17 protein-coding genes are annotated in these 20,133 nt (G+C 58.8%); 8 read left to right on the forward strand and 9 right to left on the reverse strand.

Annotated elements, in window-relative coordinates; all coding sequences use genetic code 11:
• Positions 1 to 46: 46 nt before the first annotated feature.
• From ilvD to thiL, 6 genes are all read right to left on the reverse strand, one after another.
• On the reverse strand, positions 47 to 1,714 hold the full coding sequence (gene ilvD / locus GY33_RS0108520) for a dihydroxy-acid dehydratase (protein ID WP_031386929.1): 1,668 nt from the start codon (positions 1,712 to 1,714) through the stop codon (positions 47 to 49).
• A gap of 70 nt (positions 1,715 to 1,784) precedes the next feature.
• Positions 1,785 to 2,666, reverse strand: coding sequence for a cell division protein FtsX (locus tag GY33_RS0108525; protein ID WP_031386930.1), 882 nt, complete (start codon positions 2,664 to 2,666; stop codon positions 1,785 to 1,787).
• 20 nt (positions 2,667 to 2,686) lie between these two features.
• Positions 2,687 to 3,367 carry a cell division ATP-binding protein FtsE gene (ftsE, locus tag GY33_RS0108530; RefSeq protein ID WP_031386931.1) on the reverse strand — a complete coding sequence of 227 codons (681 nt, stop codon included), beginning with the start codon at positions 3,365 to 3,367 and terminating at the stop codon, positions 2,687 to 2,689.
• Positions 3,368 to 3,380: 13 nt separating this feature from the next.
• The gene (locus GY33_RS0108535; RefSeq protein WP_051822432.1) at positions 3,381 to 5,645 is read right to left on the reverse strand and encodes a vitamin B12-dependent ribonucleotide reductase; all 2,265 of its coding nucleotides are present in this window, start codon (positions 5,643 to 5,645) and stop codon (positions 3,381 to 3,383) included.
• 207 nt (positions 5,646 to 5,852) lie between these two features.
• Positions 5,853 to 7,016 carry an ABC transporter substrate-binding protein gene (locus tag GY33_RS0108540; RefSeq protein ID WP_031386933.1) on the reverse strand — a complete coding sequence of 388 codons (1,164 nt, stop codon included), beginning with the start codon at positions 7,014 to 7,016 and terminating at the stop codon, positions 5,853 to 5,855.
• Positions 7,017 to 7,127: 111 nt separating this feature from the next.
• Positions 7,128 to 8,147, reverse strand: coding sequence for a thiamine-phosphate kinase (thiL, locus tag GY33_RS0108545; protein WP_051822433.1), 1,020 nt, complete (start codon positions 8,145 to 8,147; stop codon positions 7,128 to 7,130).
• Between the two features lie 246 nt (positions 8,148 to 8,393).
• Here thiL and GY33_RS0108550 point away from each other — a divergent pair, with 246 nt between their 5' ends.
• Positions 8,394 to 11,126 carry a UPF0182 family membrane protein gene (locus tag GY33_RS0108550; RefSeq protein ID WP_051822434.1) on the forward strand — a complete coding sequence of 911 codons (2,733 nt, stop codon included), beginning with the start codon at positions 8,394 to 8,396 and terminating at the stop codon, positions 11,124 to 11,126.
• On the opposite strand, the gene GY33_RS21400 is transcribed toward GY33_RS0108550, so the two are convergent.
• Positions 11,102 to 11,332 carry a hypothetical protein gene (locus tag GY33_RS21400; RefSeq protein ID WP_152555145.1) on the reverse strand — a complete coding sequence of 77 codons (231 nt, stop codon included), beginning with the start codon at positions 11,330 to 11,332 and terminating at the stop codon, positions 11,102 to 11,104. The two genes, GY33_RS0108550 and GY33_RS21400, sit on opposite strands and share 25 nt — an antisense overlap.
• Positions 11,333 to 11,506: 174 nt before the next feature.
• Between GY33_RS21400 and glpK the strand changes: the two genes are divergently transcribed.
• The 6 genes from glpK (at position 11,507) to GY33_RS0108590 (ending at position 17,306) form a co-directional block, all read left to right on the forward strand.
• Positions 11,507 to 13,018, forward strand: a complete 1,512-nt coding sequence (glpK, locus tag GY33_RS0108560) for a glycerol kinase GlpK (RefSeq protein WP_031386937.1) — start codon at positions 11,507 to 11,509, stop codon at positions 13,016 to 13,018.
• Positions 13,019 to 13,172: 154 nt separating this feature from the next.
• Positions 13,173 to 13,940, forward strand: coding sequence for a hypothetical protein (locus GY33_RS0108565; protein WP_152555146.1), 768 nt, complete (start codon positions 13,173 to 13,175; stop codon positions 13,938 to 13,940).
• Positions 13,941 to 14,130: 190 nt separating this feature from the next.
• The gene (locus GY33_RS0108570; protein WP_031386939.1) at positions 14,131 to 15,396 is read left to right on the forward strand and encodes an ATP-binding protein; all 1,266 of its coding nucleotides are present in this window, start codon (positions 14,131 to 14,133) and stop codon (positions 15,394 to 15,396) included.
• 345 nt (positions 15,397 to 15,741) lie between these two features.
• A complete protein-coding gene (locus GY33_RS0108575) occupies positions 15,742 to 15,933 on the forward strand; it encodes a hypothetical protein (protein WP_031386940.1) in 192 nt (63 codons plus the stop codon).
• Positions 15,934 to 16,620: 687 nt separating this feature from the next.
• Entirely contained in the window at positions 16,621 to 17,013 is a 393-nt protein-coding gene (locus GY33_RS0108585; RefSeq protein WP_031386941.1) for a HEPN domain-containing protein, read from the forward strand.
• The gene (locus GY33_RS0108590) at positions 16,986 to 17,306 is read left to right on the forward strand and encodes a nucleotidyltransferase domain-containing protein (protein ID WP_051822435.1); all 321 of its coding nucleotides are present in this window, start codon (positions 16,986 to 16,988) and stop codon (positions 17,304 to 17,306) included. The genes GY33_RS0108585 and GY33_RS0108590 overlap by 28 nt, the downstream gene beginning before the upstream one ends.
• A 218-nt stretch (positions 17,307 to 17,524) precedes the next feature.
• Here GY33_RS0108590 and GY33_RS21685 read toward each other — a convergent pair whose 3' ends face one another.
• Positions 17,525 to 17,815 carry a hypothetical protein gene (locus GY33_RS21685; protein ID WP_031386943.1) on the reverse strand — a complete coding sequence of 97 codons (291 nt, stop codon included), beginning with the start codon at positions 17,813 to 17,815 and terminating at the stop codon, positions 17,525 to 17,527.
• Positions 17,816 to 17,829: 14 nt separating this feature from the next.
• Between GY33_RS21685 and GY33_RS21690 the strand changes: the two genes are divergently transcribed.
• Positions 17,830 to 18,069, forward strand: a complete 240-nt coding sequence (locus GY33_RS21690; RefSeq protein WP_031386944.1) for a Fic family protein — start codon at positions 17,830 to 17,832, stop codon at positions 18,067 to 18,069.
• A 655-nt stretch (positions 18,070 to 18,724) separates the two neighbouring features.
• Here GY33_RS21690 and GY33_RS20455 read toward each other — a convergent pair.
• Positions 18,725 to 20,041, reverse strand: coding sequence for a (Fe-S)-binding protein (locus GY33_RS20455; protein ID WP_084184983.1), 1,317 nt, complete (start codon positions 20,039 to 20,041; stop codon positions 18,725 to 18,727).
• Positions 20,042 to 20,133: the final 92 nt, after the last annotated feature.

A 20,133-nucleotide genomic window follows, 5' to 3' on the forward strand; every position in this document is an offset into this window, starting at 1 on the left:
CCGCGAGAGCTTCTTTTTTTTATGAAAACGCCGCAAACGATGCGGTTTATCTGGCAAACACCGCGCCCTTGGCCGCAGAAGCCGCCAAGCGGGCGTAGCGGCGCAGGAAGGGGGAAGTGATTTCCCGTTCCCGTGGCTTCCATTTTTCCCGTCGGGCCGCGAGCTCCCGGTCGTCCACCAGAAGGTTCAGCTTTCTACCGGGGATGTCGATCTCAATGCGGTCGCCTTCCTGGACCAGCCCGATGGGGCCGCCTTCCACCGCTTCCGGGGAGGCGTGACCGATGGCCGCGCCGCGGGTGCCGCCGCTGAACCGGCCGTCGGTGATCAGGGCCACGTCCTTGTCCAGGCCCATCCCGGCAATGGCCGAGGTGGGGGTGAGCATTTCGCGCATTCCGGGGCCGCCCTTGGGGCCCTCGTTGCGGATGATCAGCGCGTCGCCAGGGTTGATCCGGCCTTCGAGAATGGCCGCCACGGCTTCTTCCTCGCCCTCGAAAACCCGGGCCGTGGAGGTGCGGACCAGCATCTCCGGGGCCACGGCGGACTGTTTGACCACCGCGCCGTCCGGGGCCAGGGATCCCTTGAGGATGGCTATGCCGCCCTCGGGGCTGTAGGGCGCGGTGATCGGACGAATGACCCGGTCGTCCAGCACAGCGGCCTTTAAGGCCCGCAGATTGTCACCGAGACTGGCGCCGGTGACGGTCTGGACCGAGAGATCCAGCAGTTCGGCCTTGGCCAGTTCGGCCAACACCGCCTGGATGCCTCCGGCCCGGTGCAGATCCTCGATGTGGTCGCTGCCCGCCGGGGAAAGTCGGCACAGGTTCGGCGTGGAGCGGCTCAGTTCATCAAAGATGTCCAGGTTCAGGTCCAGATTCGCCTCGGCGAAGATGGCCGGCAAATGGAGCACGGTGTTCGTGGAGCAGCCCAGGGCCATGTCTGCGGTCACGGCGTTGCGCACCGACGCCGGGGTGACGATGTCTCGGGGCCGGATGTTCTTTTCCAGCAGTGTCATGACCTGGGCCCCGGCCTGTTTGGCCAGGCGGATCCGGGCCGCGGTGACGGCGGGGATGGTCCCGTTGCCGGGCAGGGCCAGGCCGATGGCCTCGGACAGACAGTTCATGGAGTTGGCCGTGAACATCCCCGAACAGGAGCCGCAGCCGGGACAGGCGCAGGTTTCCAATTCGTCCAGTTCATCCTGGGTCATCTGCCCCTTGCGCACCTTGCCCACGCCCTCGAAGACGGAGATCAGGTCCACGGCCTTGCCCTGCCACGCTCCGGCCAGCATGGGCCCCCCGCTGACCAGGATGGATGGGATGTTCAACCTGAGCATGGCCATGAGCATGGCCGGAACCACCTTGTCGCAGTTAGGGATGCAGACCAGGGCGTCGAAGGGATGGCCCATGGCCATGGCCTCGATGGAGTCCGCGATGATCTCCCGGCTGGGCAGGCTGTAGTGCATGCCCGGATGATTCATCGCCAGCCCGTCGCAAATCCCGATCACCGGAAACTCCATGGGCGTGCCCCCGGCGGAGCGGATGCCGTCCTTGACCGCCCGTGAGATGGTGTGCAGGTGAATATGGCCTGGAACCACCTCGTTGGCCGAGTTGACCACGCCGATCAGAGGGCGACGCATTTCGTCCCTGGTCATCCCCAGGGCGTGCAGAAGGGAGCGATGAGGGGCTTTTTCCAGGCCTTTGGTCATGGTGTCGCTACGCATGGGTACTCCTTAAAGCGGGTTTGGTTCGGCAAGATTTAAATAAATTACAAAAGTTTGAGGTCATTCTTGGTCATCTTTTTTCCCACAACGCCACCCAGCTGCTCAAAATTCCCATGCCCACGAGAACGGCCAGAAAACCCAGAATCTGAGGGGACGGCAGATAGTCCAGGCGCAGCCACAGGGGCGGGAAGTGGAGCAGGTCTCGCAGGCTGAGTTGGACGCCTTTGAGCATCAACAGGGCCAGAATTCCGCCGAGCAGGCCGAGCACGGCGCCGGTGACGAGCATGGGCAGTTGGATGTACCACCGGGCCGCGCCGACCAGGCGTAGGATTTCCACCTCGTTCCGGCGGTGCAGTTGGGACAGCTTGATGGTGTTGCCCACCACCAGGGCCAGAACCACGCCGAGAAAAAGGATCAGCGGCCAGATAACCTGATTGCTGAACCGGGCCCAACCTCGGGCCAGGTCCAATTGCAGAGGATTGAAGCTGACCTTCTCCACCCCCTCCAGGGACTCCAGATACAGATATGTGGCCTTGGCCCAGGTCTGCTGGTCGTCGTCCCGGACCGAGAAGGTCAGCAGAGCCGTGGCTGGAAGGGGATTGTGGCCTTGCAGCCAGACGAAGTCCCCGGTCCCGCCGAGTCGCTGCATGAGCAGTTCCAGGGCCTGGTCTCCGGAAAAAGTCTTGATCTCCGCGAGGTGCTCCAGCTCCCGCAAGGCGTCCCACTGGGTCCGGACCAGTTCCTGTTCCGCCTCCGGCTGCCAGTAGATCTGGAACTGGATGTCCCCGCCGGCGCGTTGCAGCTCCAGATCCAGATTATGCAGCACGAGCAGGAACAGCCCGCCCAGGAAGGCAACCAGGGTCACGGCGGCCAGGGTGAGTACCTGGATCCAGGGATGACGACGGATATCCGTCACTCCCTGGAGCATCAGCTTGAGCACGATACGGAACATCAGCGTTCACTCCGGACGGTTCATGTCGGAACGTCCATGTCCCAGTTGGTCCAGTTCACGGCCCCGTCCTCAAGGTGCAAAATCTTGGCGTCCGGCACGCAGGCCAGGATTTCCTGGTTGTGGGTGGCCAGGACGATGGTCGTGCCGTGGGCGTGAAACTGGAGGAAGATGCTCATCAGGCGCATGGCCAATTCCCGGTCCAGGTTGCCGGTGGGCTCGTCGGCCAGGAGCAGTTGCGGCCCCACCACCACGGCCCGGGCGATGGCCACCCGCTGTTGTTCGCCGCCGGAGAGTTGGGCGCAGGGAACGTGCATCTTGTTTTCCAGGTCCAGGCCCCGGAGGACCGCCCGGACCCGCCGTTCGGTGTGGGTGCGGGGCATGTTCCGCACTTCCAGGGCCAGGGCCACGTTGGCGAACACGGTGCGTTCCGGCAGGATTTTGAAGTCCTGAAACACCACGCTTACCTCCCGGCGCAGGAGGTGAATCCGCCGGGCCTTGAGGGTATGAAGGTCGAACCCGGCCACGGTTCCCTGGCCCCGTTTCAGGGGTATCGCGCCGTGGAGCAGGCGGAGCAGGGTGGTCTTACCCGCGCCGCTGGGCCCCACCAGGAACAGGAAATCGCCCTTGCGAAGCTCCAGGGAGATGTTCTTCAGGGCCCACTGGGTCCCGAAGCTGTAGGAAACGTGGCGCAGGCTGATCATCACGTTCGCGGGGTCATCCGCATTTGGTGTAGCCGCAACCCTGGCAGACGAAGCAGCCTTCCTGGAAGATCAGCTCCTTGCCGCAGTCCGGGCATTCCGGCTTGACCAGCGAATTGGTCATTTCAGCCTTGCGGCCCTGGAGATACCGGCTTTCAAGAATCCAGGACACGGCGTCCGGGATGGACAGCAGCATGTCCTTTTTCTGGAACACCGGGTGCTCGCCGCCAATGCCCTTGAGCTGACTGACGATGTCCTCCACGCCCACTCCGGAACGCAGGGCCAGGGAGACCAGCCGACCGATGGCCTCGGCCTTGGCCGTGATGGACCTTCCGGACTTGCCGATGGTGGCGAAGACCTCGAAGGGCCGCCCGTCCACCTCGTTCACCGTGAGATACAGAAAACCATAGCCGGTCTTGACCTTCTGGGTGAAGCCGTAGACCACGTCCGGTCGATCCCGGACCACGCGATGGGACTTTTCCGCCTCCTTGGGCTTGCCGCCGTCTCCGGTGCAGAGCACCTGGGTGCTTTTGCAGCCGTCCCGGTAGACCGTGACGCCTTTGCACCCCATTTCATAGGCCATCCAGTAAATGTTCCAGATGTCCTCCTGGGTGGCCGCGTGGGGCAGATTCACGGTCTTGGACACGGCGTTGTCCGTGAACTTCTGGAAGGCGGCCTGCATTTTCAGGTGCCAGATCGGCTCGATGTCGTGGGCCGTGACGAAGACCTTGCGGACGTCCTCCGGCAGGTAGTCGATATGATGAATGGTTCCTTTGGCCGCAACTTCCTCCATCAGTTTGGGGCTGTGGCATTCGGCCTCGTGCAGGGCCTGCTCGAACCAGGAGTTGGCCTCCAGCAGCCGTTCCCCGTCCATGACCTGACGCACGAAGCTCAAGGCGAAGAGCGGCTCCACACCGGACGAGCAGCCGGCCAGGATGGACAGGGTGCCCGTAGGCGCGATGGTCGTGGTGGTGGCGTTGCGAAACGGCCCCTGATTGTGTTCGGCGAAGGTGGACTCCGCGAAGGCCGGAAAGGGTCCGCGTTCCTCGGCCAGCTTTTTGGAAGCGCTTTGGGACTCGAACTGAACGAAATGCATAATCTTTTCGGCCAAATTCAGGGCTTCCTGGCTGTTGTAGGGAATATGCAGCCGGAACAACAGGTCGGCCCAGCCCATAACGCCCAGTCCGATCTTGCGGTTCATCCGGACGGTCTCGGTGATCTTTTCCAGCGGATAGCGCGACGCGTCGATGACGTTGTCCAGAAAACGGACGCAAAGATGAATGTCCCGCTTCAGGTCGTCCCAAAGGATGTCGTCCTTGCCGGAGTTCTGGACATACCTGGAAAGATTGATGGAACCGAGGTTGCAAGCCTCGTAGGGGAGTAGCGGTTGTTCACCGCAAGGATTCGTGCTCTCGATTTCGCCCTGCTTGGGGGTGGGATTGTCGCGGTTGATGCGGTCCAGGAAGATGATGCCGGGGTCGCCGCTTTCCCAGGCCTTTTGGACCAGCAGGCCGAACACCTCGCGGGCGTTGAGTCGGGCCTTGACCTGTTTTGTGTGTGGCGCGAAAAGGTCATATTCCTCGTCTTTTTCCACGGCCTGCATGAACACTTCCGTCAATCCAATGGAAAGATTGAAGTTGTTCAGATCCCCGTCTCGTTCCTTGGCCCGGATGAAATCCAGAACATCCGGATGGTCCACCCGGAGGATGCCCATGTTCGCGCCGCGCCGGGTTCCGCCCTGTTTGACCTGCTCCGTGGCCGTGTTGAAGATCCGCAAAAAGGAGATCGGTCCGGAGGCGATGCCGCCGGTGGAGCCGACCCGGCTTTTCTGGGGCCGCAGGCGGGAGAAGGAAAAGCCCGTTCCGCCGCCGGATTTGTGGATCAGGGCCGCGTACTTGATGGCGTCGAAAATCTCCTCCATGGAGTCTCCCACCGGGAGCACGAAACAGGCGGCCAGTTGACCGAGATCCGTGCCCGCGTTCATCAAGGTCGGCGAGTTTGGCAGGAAGCGGTATGTGGTCATCAGCTCGTAAAACCGATGGGCCAACTCGTCCACGGAATACGGAGAAGCCGGGTATTTGGCCTCTTCCTCGGCGATGGCTGAGGCCACGCGCCAATAGAGTTCCTGGGGCGTTTCCAGGATTTCCCCTTGGCCACCCTTGCGCAGATAGCGCTTGTTCAGAACGACTTCGGCGTTGGGCGGCAGAACGGGATGGGGAAGGTCATCGGGAACCGTCGTCGGTTCCGAAACAATGCCGGCGGCAATGGAGGGTGACGTCACAAGCGGTCTCCTAGGTAAAAAAGCATGATCGCCGCTCATCACGGCGGTCATGCGCGGTTTAAGAAAAGGGTAACTACTACTCAGCTCATCCAAAATTCGGACTGGATACCCGTGAAGGCGGGTATCCAGCTTCGGGGTGAGGCTCTAACCAAGCTGTGCTGAATAGTTACAGAAAAGGAGGTCATGGAACAGGTCGGAGAGTCGGGCCTACTGTATCATCCAGCGGCCCTGATCCACCTTGACGATGATCAGGGAGTCGGTATCCAGGCCGTTGTGGTCTTCCTCGGACAGGGTGAAGATGCCGCTGACCCCGACGAAGCCGGAGGTTTGACGGATGGCGTCCCGGATAGCCGTTGGATTGTCCGGGCCGACCTCGCGCAGGGCGTTGGCGATGAGCATGATCGCGTCCCAGGCGTAGCCGGAGTGGGTGTTCAGGGGATACTGGCGCTCGAAGTCGTACACTTCGCGATAGAGCCGGATGAATTCCGTAACCACGGCCTTTTGCGGATCGTCGTCCGGAAGCTGGTCCGCGGCCATCAGCTTGGTGGAAGGCATGTAGGTGCCTTCGGCGGCGTCGCCGGCCAGTTCCAGATACTTGGGGTCCGGAATCCCGTGGCAGTGCATCAGGGGAATGTTCAGACCCAGCTGCTGGACGTTCTTGCTGACCAGGGCCGCGGCCGGGCCGATGGTCCAGCAGATGATGAATTCGGGATTCGTGGCTCGGATTTTGACCAGTTGGGTGGTCATGTCCGTGTCCGTGGGGGCGAACTGCTCGTTGGCCGTGATGGTGATCCCGAAATCCTCGGCCAGACTGGTCAACCAGGTCAGACCGTCCCGGCCGAAGCCGTCGCCGGCCGTGAGCAGGCCGACCCGGGTCACGCCTTGGCTTTGTAAATACTCATAGACCCGGCTCACGGCCACGGAGGAACGCTGCGGGCTTTTGAAGATCCAGTCGAAGTCTCCGAAGCGTCCGCCCATGATTACGGGATCTCCGCCCACGGTCATCACGGTGGGCATTTGGCGCTGATGCAGATAGGCCTTGACCGCCATGCCGGTGTCCGTACGGGTCGGTCCGACCAGGGCCGTGACCCGCTCCCGCTCCACCAGTCGGCGGGCGGCCAGCAGAGCCTTCTGGGGATCGCTCTCCGTATCCGCGACGACCAGTTCCAGAGGGCGACCGTTGATGCCCCCGGCCTGATTGATCCGGTCCACGGCCATTTCCGCCACCAGCTTGGTGGGCGTGCCGATGAACGCCGCCGGTCCGGAGAGGGCGAAGAACGCGCCGATCTTGATGGGTTGTCCGGCGGGAGCGGTTCCGGAAACGCAGAGCAGGGCCAGGGTTGCGATAAAAGTAACAACTTGTTTTTTCATGTAAAAACCTCCTTGTGCAACGACAGGGTCAATCTTGATATTCCTAATGGATAGCCCGAGGAAAGTACACCTGAAGAAAAAGGCGGAAAGCGGGAAAAAGTGGAGCGGCGTTCAGCGTTGAAAATGATCAAAACCTTGAGATCGCATTTTTTTTCCATTGAGAAGGATTCCGGGTTCCGCCGTCACGACGCCCAATCGCCGTACCGTGGAATTTATTTCCCGCAGCCGCTCCCAATCCGTTGCCGCTACAACTCCCAGCAATGCGTAGTCTTCCCCTCCCAGCACCGCCCATTCGGCCCCGTCCACCCCGCTTTGCCGGGCAAACAGGCGCAATTCCGGATGTAGCGCCTCAGTGCCCAGGGTCAGGGAACATCCCAGGCCCGCCCCCAGGAAACGCGGTAAATCACGGGCCAGCCCGTCGGAAACGTCCATCATGCCGCGTACCTCGGGTGTCCGGCTCAACGCCGTGGCCGTCGAGACCCGCATGACGGGTCGCAAATGGGCCTGGACCGCGACGGGGCAATCCGCCGGAGTCGAGTTGTTCTTGATGGTATTTGGATTCAGGCCGCCCTCGAGAAGGGCCAATCCCAGCCTGGCCAAGCCTATTTCGCCCACCAGAAAAAGCACGTCTCCAGGTCGGGCTTGAACCCGGCGCAGAAACCTGCCGCCCTCGGGCCGTTCCCCCCAGATGGTCACGGCCACGCCCAGATACGGCGCATCGGAGAGATCGCCTCCGGCCAGATACAGGTCATGTTCCGCGGCCAGTTCGGCCATGCCGCGAAAAAAGGCTTCCCAGAATCCACGTTCCAGGTGTTTGGGGGCCATCAGGTTCAGGACGAACCCCAGGGGTTTGGCCCCCATGGCCGCGATGTCGCTGATGTTCACGGCCAGGGCTTTGTAGCCGATATTCTCCGGCGCGAAGTAGGCCATCCGGAAATGGGCGTCCTCCAAAAATAAATCCGAGGACACGCACAGGGATTCCCGGCAGTCGATCACGGCGCAATCATCGCCCCGGCCAAGAGGCAGCCGGTGGTGGGTGCTGGGAAAATAGCGGTCGATCAGGGCCAGAAAGGCGTCTTCGGAGCGAAGGCCGTCGGGATGGGGGGGGGCAAGGGGGATTGCGGTGGTCATGCGGTGAAGGGTTGGCTTGGTGTGGGCAAATTACGGTTCGTCGATCCGCTACGGTCTTTTCGCTCGAAGCGCTCCAAAAAGCAACGAGCGCATTCCCCGAGCCCCTACCCAAGTAGTTGACCTTTTCTTCACAAGAAGGAATAAAGGTTTTTTTCCACTGTTCGCGGATTCGCGTTCCAAGCCTCGCGGCTTTTCATTCGTGATTTTGGCCCCAATTTTCATCCCCCTGTCAAGGAGGTTGTCTCGATGCTGTTTTCTTTTGGCCCCGGTCCCCAAGGCCCATACGACCCGCGGGATCCATTTCCGCAGTTCAAGGTCGAGGAGATGGATTTTTCCAAGTTCCATCGCTTCCTGCGGTTGGGCCTGCTTGGTTTGGCGTTGATCATCCTGTGGTCCGGACTGAACTGGGCCCAGGGCTTTTACACCGACTGGCTCTGGTACAGTTCCCTGGACCATCAAAGCGTGCTTTGGAAGGTCGTGACCACCAAAGTGTGGTTGTATGTGGGAGCGGTGCTCGTCTTCCTGGCCCTGGCCGTCCCCAATCTGGTCGCGGTGGTCCGGATAACCGGGCGGATGTTTCCCCGGGGCGGGCACAAGTTGCCGCCGGGGATTTACGACTCCGCCCGGAGCGTGCTGATCTGGCTTGCCGGCGGCGTCGTGGCCCTGGGGGCATTCATGCTGGCCTCCGGACCGGCAGGAGAGTGGAACGTCGTCCTGCGCTACCTGCATCAGGTGCCTTTCGGCGAGGCCGACCCGATCTTCAACAACGACTATTCCTTTTACATCTTCAGCTTGCCCGCCCTGGAATTTTTCCGCTCCTGGCTGGTGGGCCTGACCGTGCTCGTGGCGATCATCGTCGCGGCCTTCTACTACATGAACAGCATCCTGCGCGGCGAGGCCTTTGCCTTCCGGGGGCCGATTCTTTCGCATCTGGCCGTCCTGGGCGCGTTCCTTTTCGTGCTTATCGCCGCGGGCCATTGGCTGTCCAGGTACGACCTGCTCTATTCGACTATGGGCGCGGTCTACGGGGTGGGCTATACGGACAATCTGTTCAACCTGCCCTCCAGGGCGTTCATGGCCGTGGTGGCCTTGGTCGCCGCGGGGGCGCTCCTGGCCGCGGCCAAGACCGGGCGCAAGGAATTGGCCGTCTGGTCCGTGGGCGCGTGGTTCGGCTTGAACATCGTCCTGGGCAGCCTGGTTCCCGGGCTGATCCAGCGTTTGGTCGTGGAACCCAGTGAATTGGCTCGGGAAACGACCTACTTGGCCAACAACATCAGCCACACCCGTCAGGCCTTTGGTCTGGAGGGGCTGCGGTCCATGAGCCATCCGGCCCTGGGCGAGGTGGACCATGCCACGGTGGAGGCCAACCAGGGCACCATCCAGAACATCCGGCTCTGGGATGAAGGCCCGCTGATGCAGAGCTACAACCAGATCCAGTTCTTCCGCCTGTACTACGACTTCCTGGCCGTGCATACCGATCGCTATACCGTGAACGGCGAACTGCGTCAGGTCATGCTGGCCACCCGGGAGCTTTCCGCGGAAAAACTTCCCACCGAGGCCCAGCGCTGGGTCAACCGGCACCTCCAGTTCACCCACGGCTACGGCGTGGCCATGAGCCCGGTGACCGAGGTCCAGTCCGGCGGCCGTCCGGACTTTTTCGTCCGCGACCTTCCGCCCACCGGGGAGATTCCCCTGGACCGCCCGGAACTCTACTACGGCCTGAAGAGCCTGGATTATGTGATCGTGAACAGCCGGATGCAGGAGTTCAATTTCCCCGGCCCGGACGGTCCGGTGTACACTCACTATGAGGGTGACGGCGGGGTCCAGCTCGGCTCCTTCTTCCGCCGCCTGATGTACGCCTGGCAGTTCAAGGACGTGAACATCCTGATTTCCGGAGAGGTCACGCCGGAAAGCCGTATCCAGTACCGGCGCACAGTACCGGAGCGCTTCACCACCGTGACCCCGTTCCTGCTGCGCGACCGGGAAGCCTACTCCGTGGTGGCCGACGGTCGGCTGTACTGGATCCAGGACGCTTACACCACCACGAATCGTTATCCCTATTCCACGCCCTGGGAGCGTCGGTTTAACTACATCCGCAACAGCGTCAAGGCCGTTGTGGATGCCTATCACGGAACCCTGACCTACTACGTGTTCGACGAAAGTGATCCGCTGATCAGCACCTATCAGGCCATGTTCCCGGACCTGTTCAAACCCCAGTCCGAGATGCCGGAGCACCTCCGGGCCCATGTGCGCTATCCCCAGGATCTGTTCACGGTTCAGACCCAGATGCTGCTACAGTACCACATGGAAGACCCGGTGGTCTTCTACAACAAAGAAGACCAGTGGTCCGTGCCCATGCAGCATTCCTTCGGCCAGACGGAAATCCTGCGGCCCTACTATATCGTAGCCCGCCTGCCAGGCGAAGAGAAGGAAGAGTTCCTGCTCATCCAGCCCTTCACGCCCATCAACCGGCACAATCTGGTGGGCTGGATGGCCGCGCGCAGCGACGGGGAGAATTACGGAGACATGATCCTGTTCCGCTTCCCCACGGGCCGCCACGTGGACGGTCCCAGCCAGGTGGAGGCGCGCATCGACAACGACGCGGTCATCTCCGAGCAGTTCACCTTGTGGGGCCAGGTCGGCTCCGAGGTCTTCCGGGGCATTCTCCTGGTCATCCCCATCGGGGATTCCATCCTCTACGCCGAACCGGTCTTCCTGCGCCCGGAAACCATTGATTTTCCGGAGCTGCGGCGGATCATCCTGGCCGACTCCCGGCAGGTGGTCATGCACCAAACCCTGGACGCCTCCATCAGCGCCCTGGTGGGCGACCTCCCACCCGTGGCCCCGGTGGTGGAGACCGTGGAAGATGAGGATGCGCCGAGGCCGCTGATTCAGCTTCCGGACTTCAACCAGGGCCTGCGGGACGCCGTGGACAAGCTCCAGGAAGTGGTGGATCAGTTGCGTCGATTGATGCAGTAGCCGTCCCCTGAACAACCATCCCGAAGCCGTGCCCGCTGCACGTCGCCCAGGCGACCAGCGGGCACGGCTTTTTTTTGTGTAAGGTGACCACCGAGATGAAGCCGGAGGAAAGGGACCGGGTTCAGCTTGGGGCCTTTGTCGCCCTGGACGCCTTGGCGCTCCAGACGCTCCATGACCAGCTCCTGCTCGCGGCAGAGATTGTCCATGCCTGGCCTTGGGCTGCCCGCCGGAATCCCTCGGGCTTGACGCTGACCGGGAGAGATGGTTTCTCGACCAAATGGGGTAGGGTTTGACAAGGTACGGTTTCGGGTACGGCCCCGGGGGCACGGAATTCGGGGACGAATGACAGCGAGCGTTGCCAACGGCAAAAGGAGTCCGCAATGAGCAAATACATCGGCGCAGTGGATCAGGGGACCACGTCATCCAGGTTCATCATTTTCAACAGGAATGGAGAAATCGTGGCCATGGATCAGAAGGAGCACGCCCAAATTTTTCCCAAGCCGGGATGGGTGGAGCATGATCCCCTGGAGATCTGGACCAATACCCAGGAAGTTATCGCCGGGGCGCTGCGCAAGGCCGGAATCCGGGGCCGGGATCTGGCCGGCCTGGGCATCACCAATCAACGCGAAACCGTGGTGGCCTGGGATCGACGAACCGGCAAGCCCTTTTCCAACGCCATTGTCTGGCAGTGCACCAGGTCGCACGAGATATGCAAGGAACTCTCCGCGGACGGCGGCGTGGATCGGTTTCGGAGCAAGACCGGTTTGCCCGTGGCCACGTATTTCAGCGGCCCGAAGATCAAATGGATCCTGGACAACGTGCCCGAGGCCCGCGAGGCAGCGGATCAAGACCGGATCATGTTCGGAACCATGGAGACCTGGGTCATCTGGTGGTTGACCGGGGGCCCCATGGGCGGGGCGCACGTCACCGACGTGACCAATGCCTCCCGGACCATGCTCATGGACCTGGCCACCTTGGAATGGGACGACGAAATCCTGTCCGTCCTGGGCATTCCCCGCCGGGGCCTGCCCCGGATCGTGCCCAGCAGCGCGGCCGAGTCCTGGGGGCCGACCATGGAAGATGGGCCGTTGGGGGACAGGGTGCCGGTCTGCGGGGCCCTGGGGGATCAGCAGGCCGCCCTGGTGGGACAGGCCTGCTTTGAAATCGGCGAGGCCAAGAACACTTACGGCACGGGGTGCTTTTTGCTGCTGAACACCGGTCAGACCCCCATGCCGTCCAAGCACGGCCTGGTGACGACCCTGGCCTACCAGATCGGCGCGGAGAAGCCGGTGTACTGCCTGGAGGGGTCCATTGCCGTGGCCGGATCCCTGGTCCAGTGGTTTCGGGACAATCTGGGGCTGATCGAGCAGGCCCGGGATATCGAGCGCCTGGCCAAGCTCGCCGTGGACAACGGCGGGGTGTACATCGTCCCGGCCTTTTCCGGCCTGTTCGCGCCCTATTGGCGGCCCGACGCCCGGGGAGCCATCGTCGGCCTGACCCGATACGTGAACAAGAATCACCTGGCACGGGCCGTGCTTGAAGCCTGCGCTTATCAGACCAAGGACATTGTCCAGGCCATGAACAAGGATTCCGGGGTGGACCTGAAAAAACTCAAGGTGGACGGCGGCATGGTCGCCAACGAGCAGCTCATGCAGTTCCAGGCCGACGTCTTGGACGTCCCGGTGATCAGGCCCATGGTCACGGAAACCACCTGCCTCGGCGCGGCCTACGCCGCCGGATTGGCCGTGGGCTACTGGCAGAGCAAGGAGGAGCTGTGCCGGAACTGGTCCGTGGACAAGATCTGGGAGCCCGGGATGTCGGCAACGGACCGCGAAGCCGGGTATAAAGGCTGGCTGAAAGCCGTGGAGCGGACCTATATTTGGGTGGAATGAACCCGGTAAGTTACACTGGGTTGTTCATGGTTTGACAAGGCACTTTTTTGCTTTCCGAGACCAGGGTCTGCAATCTGATCCGAGAGCAGATCAAAGCTATCGCAAAAGATCTGAACCCCAATAAGGAATGTGAACCATGAGAAGTATTTTGACGATGAGCTTGATTTTATTCGTGCTCAGCCAGACCCAGGTTTTCGGGCGATCGGTTTACGATCCTTCCGCGGAAGAAGCCCATATCAGCTTGGAAGGGACGACGGCGACCTTTGCCGGCAGTATTTCCGACCTGAATGTGACGAAATTTTTGGATTCGGTCGAAGGGCGCGTGGTGGAAACGCTGGTCGTCGTTTCCGGGGGCGGCGAAATCAATGCGGGCATGCGGCTGGGAGAATGGGTCTTCGACAATCAGGCGGATGTCGTGGTCGAGACGATGTGCATGTCGTCCTGCGCCAATTACGTCTTCACGGCAGGGCGGCGCAAAATCATCCGCGCGAACGCCATTGTGGGGTGGCATGGCAATGCGTTGCAGGAGAAAGGAATGACCGACGCGGATGTGCGGGCGGAGATCATCCAGGCCTACGATCAGCTTGATGAACAGGCGAGAAGCAAACTCGATCTGGAAGCTCTGCTCGCGCAAGGCACCCAACAGTTGCGCGAATACATGGAGAGCAGCAAGGCCGATCAAGCTCGGTTTTTTGAAAAAATCGACGTCGACGAGTATATCTGCCGAGTGGGAAACGAGGAGTACGGCGTCAGGGATTTTTTTCTGCTTTCCGTAGAAGACATGGCCAAGTTTGGCGTGCGGGACGTGCTGGCTCCGGATGATTACGAACTGACGGATCTGGAACCGTATCGGCGCATGGGGAAAAGTGTTGAATTTGTCCGGCTGACAAGGACGTACCGCAACTGCAGGATTTCTCGGTAGTTCAGATGGAAGCAGCGGGAAGTGTCCCGAACGGTAAATGCTATTCTATGGAAGCCATCATTGCCGTCGGTTACCGAGTCAATTCCGAGCGGGGCACCGGACTGATACACGGTAATATATTCCCATATGCACGACATAAAAATCCCATATTTCAGTTGACTGTCTCCCGATTACACGATATTTTTCCACCATGGACAATACTCAAACTCTCTACCCTCGCCTTCTTGAGACACGCATCGCCGAGGCAATGGCCGATACACCCGTTGTTTTAGTAACCGGTCCTCGCCAAGCGGGCAAAACCACGCTTGTGCGGCGGATAGCAGCGCAAGAAATGCGCTACCTCACTCTGGACGATGAACTTACATTGTTGGCGGCAAAAGAGGATCCCGTGGGCTTGATCAGAAGTCTCGATCGTGCCGTGATTGATGAAATCCAGCGTGCCCCTCAATTGTTGCTCGCTATAAAAAAAACAGTCGACGAGGATCGACGCCCAGGCCGTTTTCTTTTGACGGGGGCCGCCAATTTGATGGCTCTGCCGATGGTGGCTGACTCGCTTGCCGGGCGGATGGAAACGTTGACTCTGCTACCCCTGTCGCAAAGCGAAATTCACGGTAGCAACGCAAACTGGGTCGACAGCGCTTTTTCCGGCCATCTCTTAACCGCGACACAACCGTTTCTGGGCAATGACTTGATCGAGATTGTCTTGCGGGGAGGCTATCCTGAAGCTGTATTTCGGTCTTCAACTCGACGCAGGGCTGAATGGAGCAGACAATACATCAACTCCATTATCCAACGTGATGTTCGTGATGTGGCGGAGGTCGGAAAACTTGATCATCTGCCCAGATTTTTGCGGGCGCTGGCGCAAGTTTCCGGCCAGATGTGCAACTATTCCCAGCTTGGAGGGCAAGTCGGGCTGGATCACAAGACCGCTGCCCGTTACATTGGCGTGTTCGAACAGATGTATTTGCTGATGCGCATTGAAGTCTGGGCGCAAAATAGACTGAATCGCATCGTTAAAACGCCTAAAATACAGTTTGTCGATTCCGGTCTTTTGTCGACGCTGGTTGATGTTACGCCCACACTTGCACAAAAGAATCGTAATTGCTTTGGAAAAGCCTTAGAGTGTTTTGTTTATGGTGAATTACGTAAACACATGGCTACGGCGGAGAGCGATTGTCAGCTTCTTTACTACCGCGATCACGACCAATACGAGGTGGATTTCATCATTGAGAATGCAGCAGGAAATCTGGTTGGAGTGGAGGTGAAGGCTGCCGCGACAGTGACGGTTGGCGACCTCAGAGGTCTGAAACGACTATCGAGTGTCGCTGGAGAACAGCTCAAGATGGGCGTAATTCTTTATGATGGCTCGGAGACCCTGCCCCTTGGAGACGGCTTTTGGGCGGCTCCGCTGTCATCTTTGTGGGGCCGAAGTGAGCATCGGGGTCTGGGGACATGATACTTATACTGGTTTAGGGTGAAACAATAAAAAAAATTTCTGATGACGCCTTTATGCCGCCCTTTCAGGGCTATTTTTGTTTTAACTTCATCTACCCAGGGCGTTGCCCTGGGCTATAATATGTCGCCCCGTTGGGGCTTCAGACAAGCCCTGAAAGGGCGAACTACCGTAGCCCAGGGCAACGCCCTGGGTAAAACGCCCCCCAACAATAATAGCCCTGAAAGGGCGGCATAAAATGATGCAACGCTACCCAAAAACAGCGATGGCCCTCTTGGAACGCCAACAAATTTAAATATTCAACCTCAAGCAGTATAATTCCAAGCAGAAAATACACCGGATAAACCGGTGATTTTCAAGTTCACCGCCGATTCATCCAACTCCCCACGAAAACATCCGGCCCGCCAGCTCCCCTCTTTGCTCGTTCACGGACAGGAAAACGAGCAGAGCCGCGAAGAACTACACCAAGCAGCGCAGCACGGAGAATTGCAATCCGAACCGGACCTGGAAAACGTCCAAGCCCTGGAAGCCGAAGCATAGCCAAAATGACTTTCTCCCGACCTGACCGTCACCGCCGGACCGGAACGGCGATGACGGCGATACGCTTTCTTGTATCACGCAGTCATTTGGAATATGGACCTAAAGCAGCACGGTCATCAGCATCCTTGACCCTTTCTTTGCTCCGGATTTTCAGTCCAGGCTGAAGGAGGAGAAGGCGCTTCGGAGAAATCTGGATTCGTTAAAAAAATGAATACTAGCGAGCCAAGAGAAGACTTGGCCCCTCTCGTTATTGACCGATCCTTGGGCGGGATCCGGACGGGACAGACAGCGTCGCCGTGGGAACCAGAAGATTTGTGGAAAGCATTCAGGCGAAGCTGGGTTTCAAGGCGGTTGGGAGAAAAATCATAGAGAAAAGCACTAACGTTGAGTCGGCGTTTCGTGAGGAACCAAATATTTTCAATGCCCATTTTGAGGTTGAAATTGGGTTTTAAGCAACAATAACAGTCTGTTTTCGAACGTAACTTTAGAAAATTCAGCATATTAGCTCGGTCCGACTTCAACTTCTTCGTGGCATCTCGGACTTCATTATGCCACTGTCAGCAGGATCATCAAAAAGAACGAAAAACATCAAAAAACAAGACCTGACCCCAAATCACTGTGGCCGCATTCGAGCATCCTGGCCCAGGCCCCGAAGTTTCTAACCGCATTTTTCATACGAGGTGCCGAATGGAGGTGAAAGAAAAAGTCGAGTACTGGGTTAATTCTGCCAAGCACGATTTGGATGTGGCTGAATCTCTTTACAAAAGCGGCAAGTATGATTGGTCCCTATTCATTGCTCATCTTGTCCTGGAGAAGCTTTTCAAGGCTCTTTTCGTCAAGCGCAAAGAGGCTTTTCCGCCACGAATTCATGATCTAGTCAGATTGGCTGCCATGGCGGATGAGAGCTTTGACGAGGAAACCCTTGATTTTTTGGATGGCGTCAACACGTTCAACATTTCAACAAGATATCCTGACGAAAAGTTAAACTTTTATCGAATTTGCACGAAAGAGTTCGCTGCGGCAAACTTGAAGCGCATCAAGGAGGTCCAAGAATGCCTGCTGAAAAAGATATATTCATAAACAAGGCAAAAATGTTTCTCGACTTTTTGCGTCAGGACGGCATCGATGTCGCGGACGCTTACCTTTTCGGTTCGGTGGTGGAAGGCAGGGCCAACGATGAGAGCGATATTGATGTCGCTGTTGTTTCCAGAGATTTCCAAGGTATTCCTTTTTATGACATGCAAAGAATCGGCAAGCATCGCAGACGGGTTGACCTGCGTCTGGAAATACATCCATTCTCCTTGCATGACGTACAGACTGATCCCTCACAATTTTATTTGAAAATAAAGCAGGTTGGAATTCAAATATCCTAGCCAATGACATATGAACAGTACCCATGAACATATTTTGAATACGGACCTAAAGCATGGCCAACAGCATCCTTGACCTTTTCTTGCTTTCGGCTCCAGTCCAGGCTGAAGGAGGAGAAGGCGATTCGGAGAAGGGTGGTTTCACAGTAATAAAGAAAACTTCGGGTCAAGAGTAGACATGATACCTCTCGTTTGTGGAAAGCATTCAGGCGAAGCTGGGTTTAAAGGCGGTTGAGAAACTCCGCGACACCCTGCTGCCCAAACTCATGAGCGGCGAGGTGCGGGTGCACTGCGAACAGTAGGCGGCAATGGAACAGGACAAAATTCAGATTTATCAGACTGCCGATGGCGAGACCCGGATTGATGTCCGCTTGGAGCGGGATACGGTGTGGCTTTCGCAGGCGCAGATGGTCGAGCTGTTTGGGCGCGATCAATCGGTTGTTTCGCGGCACATCCGCAATGCCCTGGCCGAGGGAGAGGTAAGCGAAAAAAGCAATATGCAAAAAGTGCATATTGCAACTATTTTGTGGTCAAGAACCACCCCTTCGTCGATGGCAACAAACGCAGCGGCGCTTTTCTGTTCGTCGATTTTCTGCACAGCAATGACTGCCTGCTGAATCCACAGGGCGAACCGGTGATCAACGACACCGGCCTGGCTGCTCTGACCTTGCTGGTGGCGGAATCGGATCCAAAGCAGAAAGAAGTACTGATCCGGTTAATCATGAACATGCTGGCGCATTATCGTGTTAGCCAAGAGCAGACTTGACCTTTCTCTGCTCTGCCGTGGGAACCAGAAAATTTGTGGAAAGCATTCAGGCGAAGCTGGGGTTCAAGGCGGTTGGGAGAAGAATCATTGAGAAAAGCACCAACGCTGAGTCGGCGTTTCGTGAGGAACCGGACACTAACGATGTCCATTTTGAGGGTGAAATTGGGGTTTTAAGCCACAATAACAGTCTGTTTTGGAACGTAAATTTTGAAAATTCAGTATATTAGTTCGGTCCGACCCCAATCCACACAGTACACCAGCAATTTTTTGATTCTTACTGCATCATATCAAGAAGTTGAATGCTAAAACTGAAGTATTTTGCGATAAAAGTTGTCTGTATGATCCTAAAATGGCCTTTTTTGAGGGTCAAGTTGAATAAAAATAGGTGGTTGCTTGTCTCAGAGACCCAGTCGACCAGATCAGGCCGATATGGCGGCTATGCCCACAAGGATATTTCCTTTGATGAGCAAGGACGGCAAGTGGCCTTGCAGATTCAGGAGTGCCTTGCCGGAAAGTAATTGGCTCGCAGTGCTTTGGTCAGCCAAAAAAAGCGGACTGCAGACAGGCGGGTTGAGTCAAAGCGGAAGGGAACAGCATCGCCGGAGGAACCAGGAAGTTTGCGGGGTGCGTTCAGGCCAAGAAACAAGTCCGCTCCTCAAGTCGCAGGCAACAACCCCAGCCCCTTCAAATCCCCCCCCAGATACGCCCTTTCGTTTTCGCCGAGCATGCCCAGGGACAGGCAGATCAGGGTCCAGAGGTGGACGGTGTGCCAGTCGTGGCCGAAGTGGTCGGCCAGGTCGTGGATTTGGGAGTGGCAGTTGTGGCAGGGGGCGATGCAGTAGGTGGCCCCGGTGGCCAGGATCTGATCCCGCTTGCGCAGTCCGTAGGCCCTGCGGGCTTCGGGAAAGCCGGCCTGGAGGGCTCCGCCTCCGCCCCCGCAGCAATAGTTGTTGGACTTGCAAGGATACATTTCCACAAAGTTCTCGGGGCCGACCACGCTTTTGACCACGAAGCGCAGGTCATTGGCGATATCGTCGCCCAGGGACTTGCGGACCAGCTGACAGGGGTCCTGCACGGTGAACTTGATGCCCAGGTCGCGGTTCCAGTCGCTGGTCACGGGCAGCTTGCCCTCCCGGATCCAGCGGGCGTACCAGGTGATGATGCTCTCCAGGCGAAAGTTCGGGGTGATGCCGAATTTTTGCAGCCCGACCCGGACTGCGTAGAATTCGTGGCCTCACTCCGTGTTCAGCCAGACCTTGGCCCCCAGCTCCTCCACGGCCTTGACCTTCTCCCGGACGATGCGCTCCCAGGCCGCGTCGTCCGCCGCGAACATGCAGTAGTTCTCCGCGGCCCAGCCCAGGGAGCCGTACGTCCAGTCCGCCCCGACATGGTCCAGGATCTTCCACAGCGGAACCATTTCATCCGGCTCGGTCATGGGCTCCCGGGAATTCTGATTAAGGAAGAAGAAGGAATCCGGCTTGTTCATGGGGGCCCGCAGCCGCTCAAAGCCCTTTTGGGCCGCATGCACCTCTTCCAGAACATCGCCGACAACGAATTCAAAATCCTCCGGGCTGGCGCCCATGGCCGAGCCGGTTTTGGTGCGCAGGGACTGGTCGCAGGAGGCGACAACGCCTTTGGGGCGCGTGTCCCTGGGCCAGCAGGTCCGGGCGTGGTAGATCAGGCTGGGGATGTCGATGTTCATCGGGCAGACGTGCTGGCAGCGCTTGCACATTGTGCACATCCAGACCCAGGGGGTTTGGAGCAGTTCCGCGTCCAAGCCCAGGGCGGCCATGCGGACGAATTTGCGGGGATCCATGTCCGCCAGGCCGGACGCGGGGCACCCTGAGGAGCACAGGCCACAGGCCAGGCACATGGTGTAGTTGGCGTCCCGGGGCAGGAGCTCATGGGCCCGGCGTCGAAAGACGGAGGCGGTGATGTCGGTGGAGAGCGTGGAGGAGGGTTCCGGGTTCATGGTTCACCGTTCACGGTTGGAAAATGGCGTTGTATTTCGACGGAAGAACATCGCTCTGCCGGTCGTTCAGCCCTCAAGCTTAGCCCAGGCCT

Source organism: Desulfonatronum thiodismutans (genome assembly GCF_000717475.1).
Lineage (GTDB): Bacteria > Desulfobacterota > Desulfovibrionia > Desulfovibrionales > Desulfonatronaceae > Desulfonatronum > Desulfonatronum thiodismutans.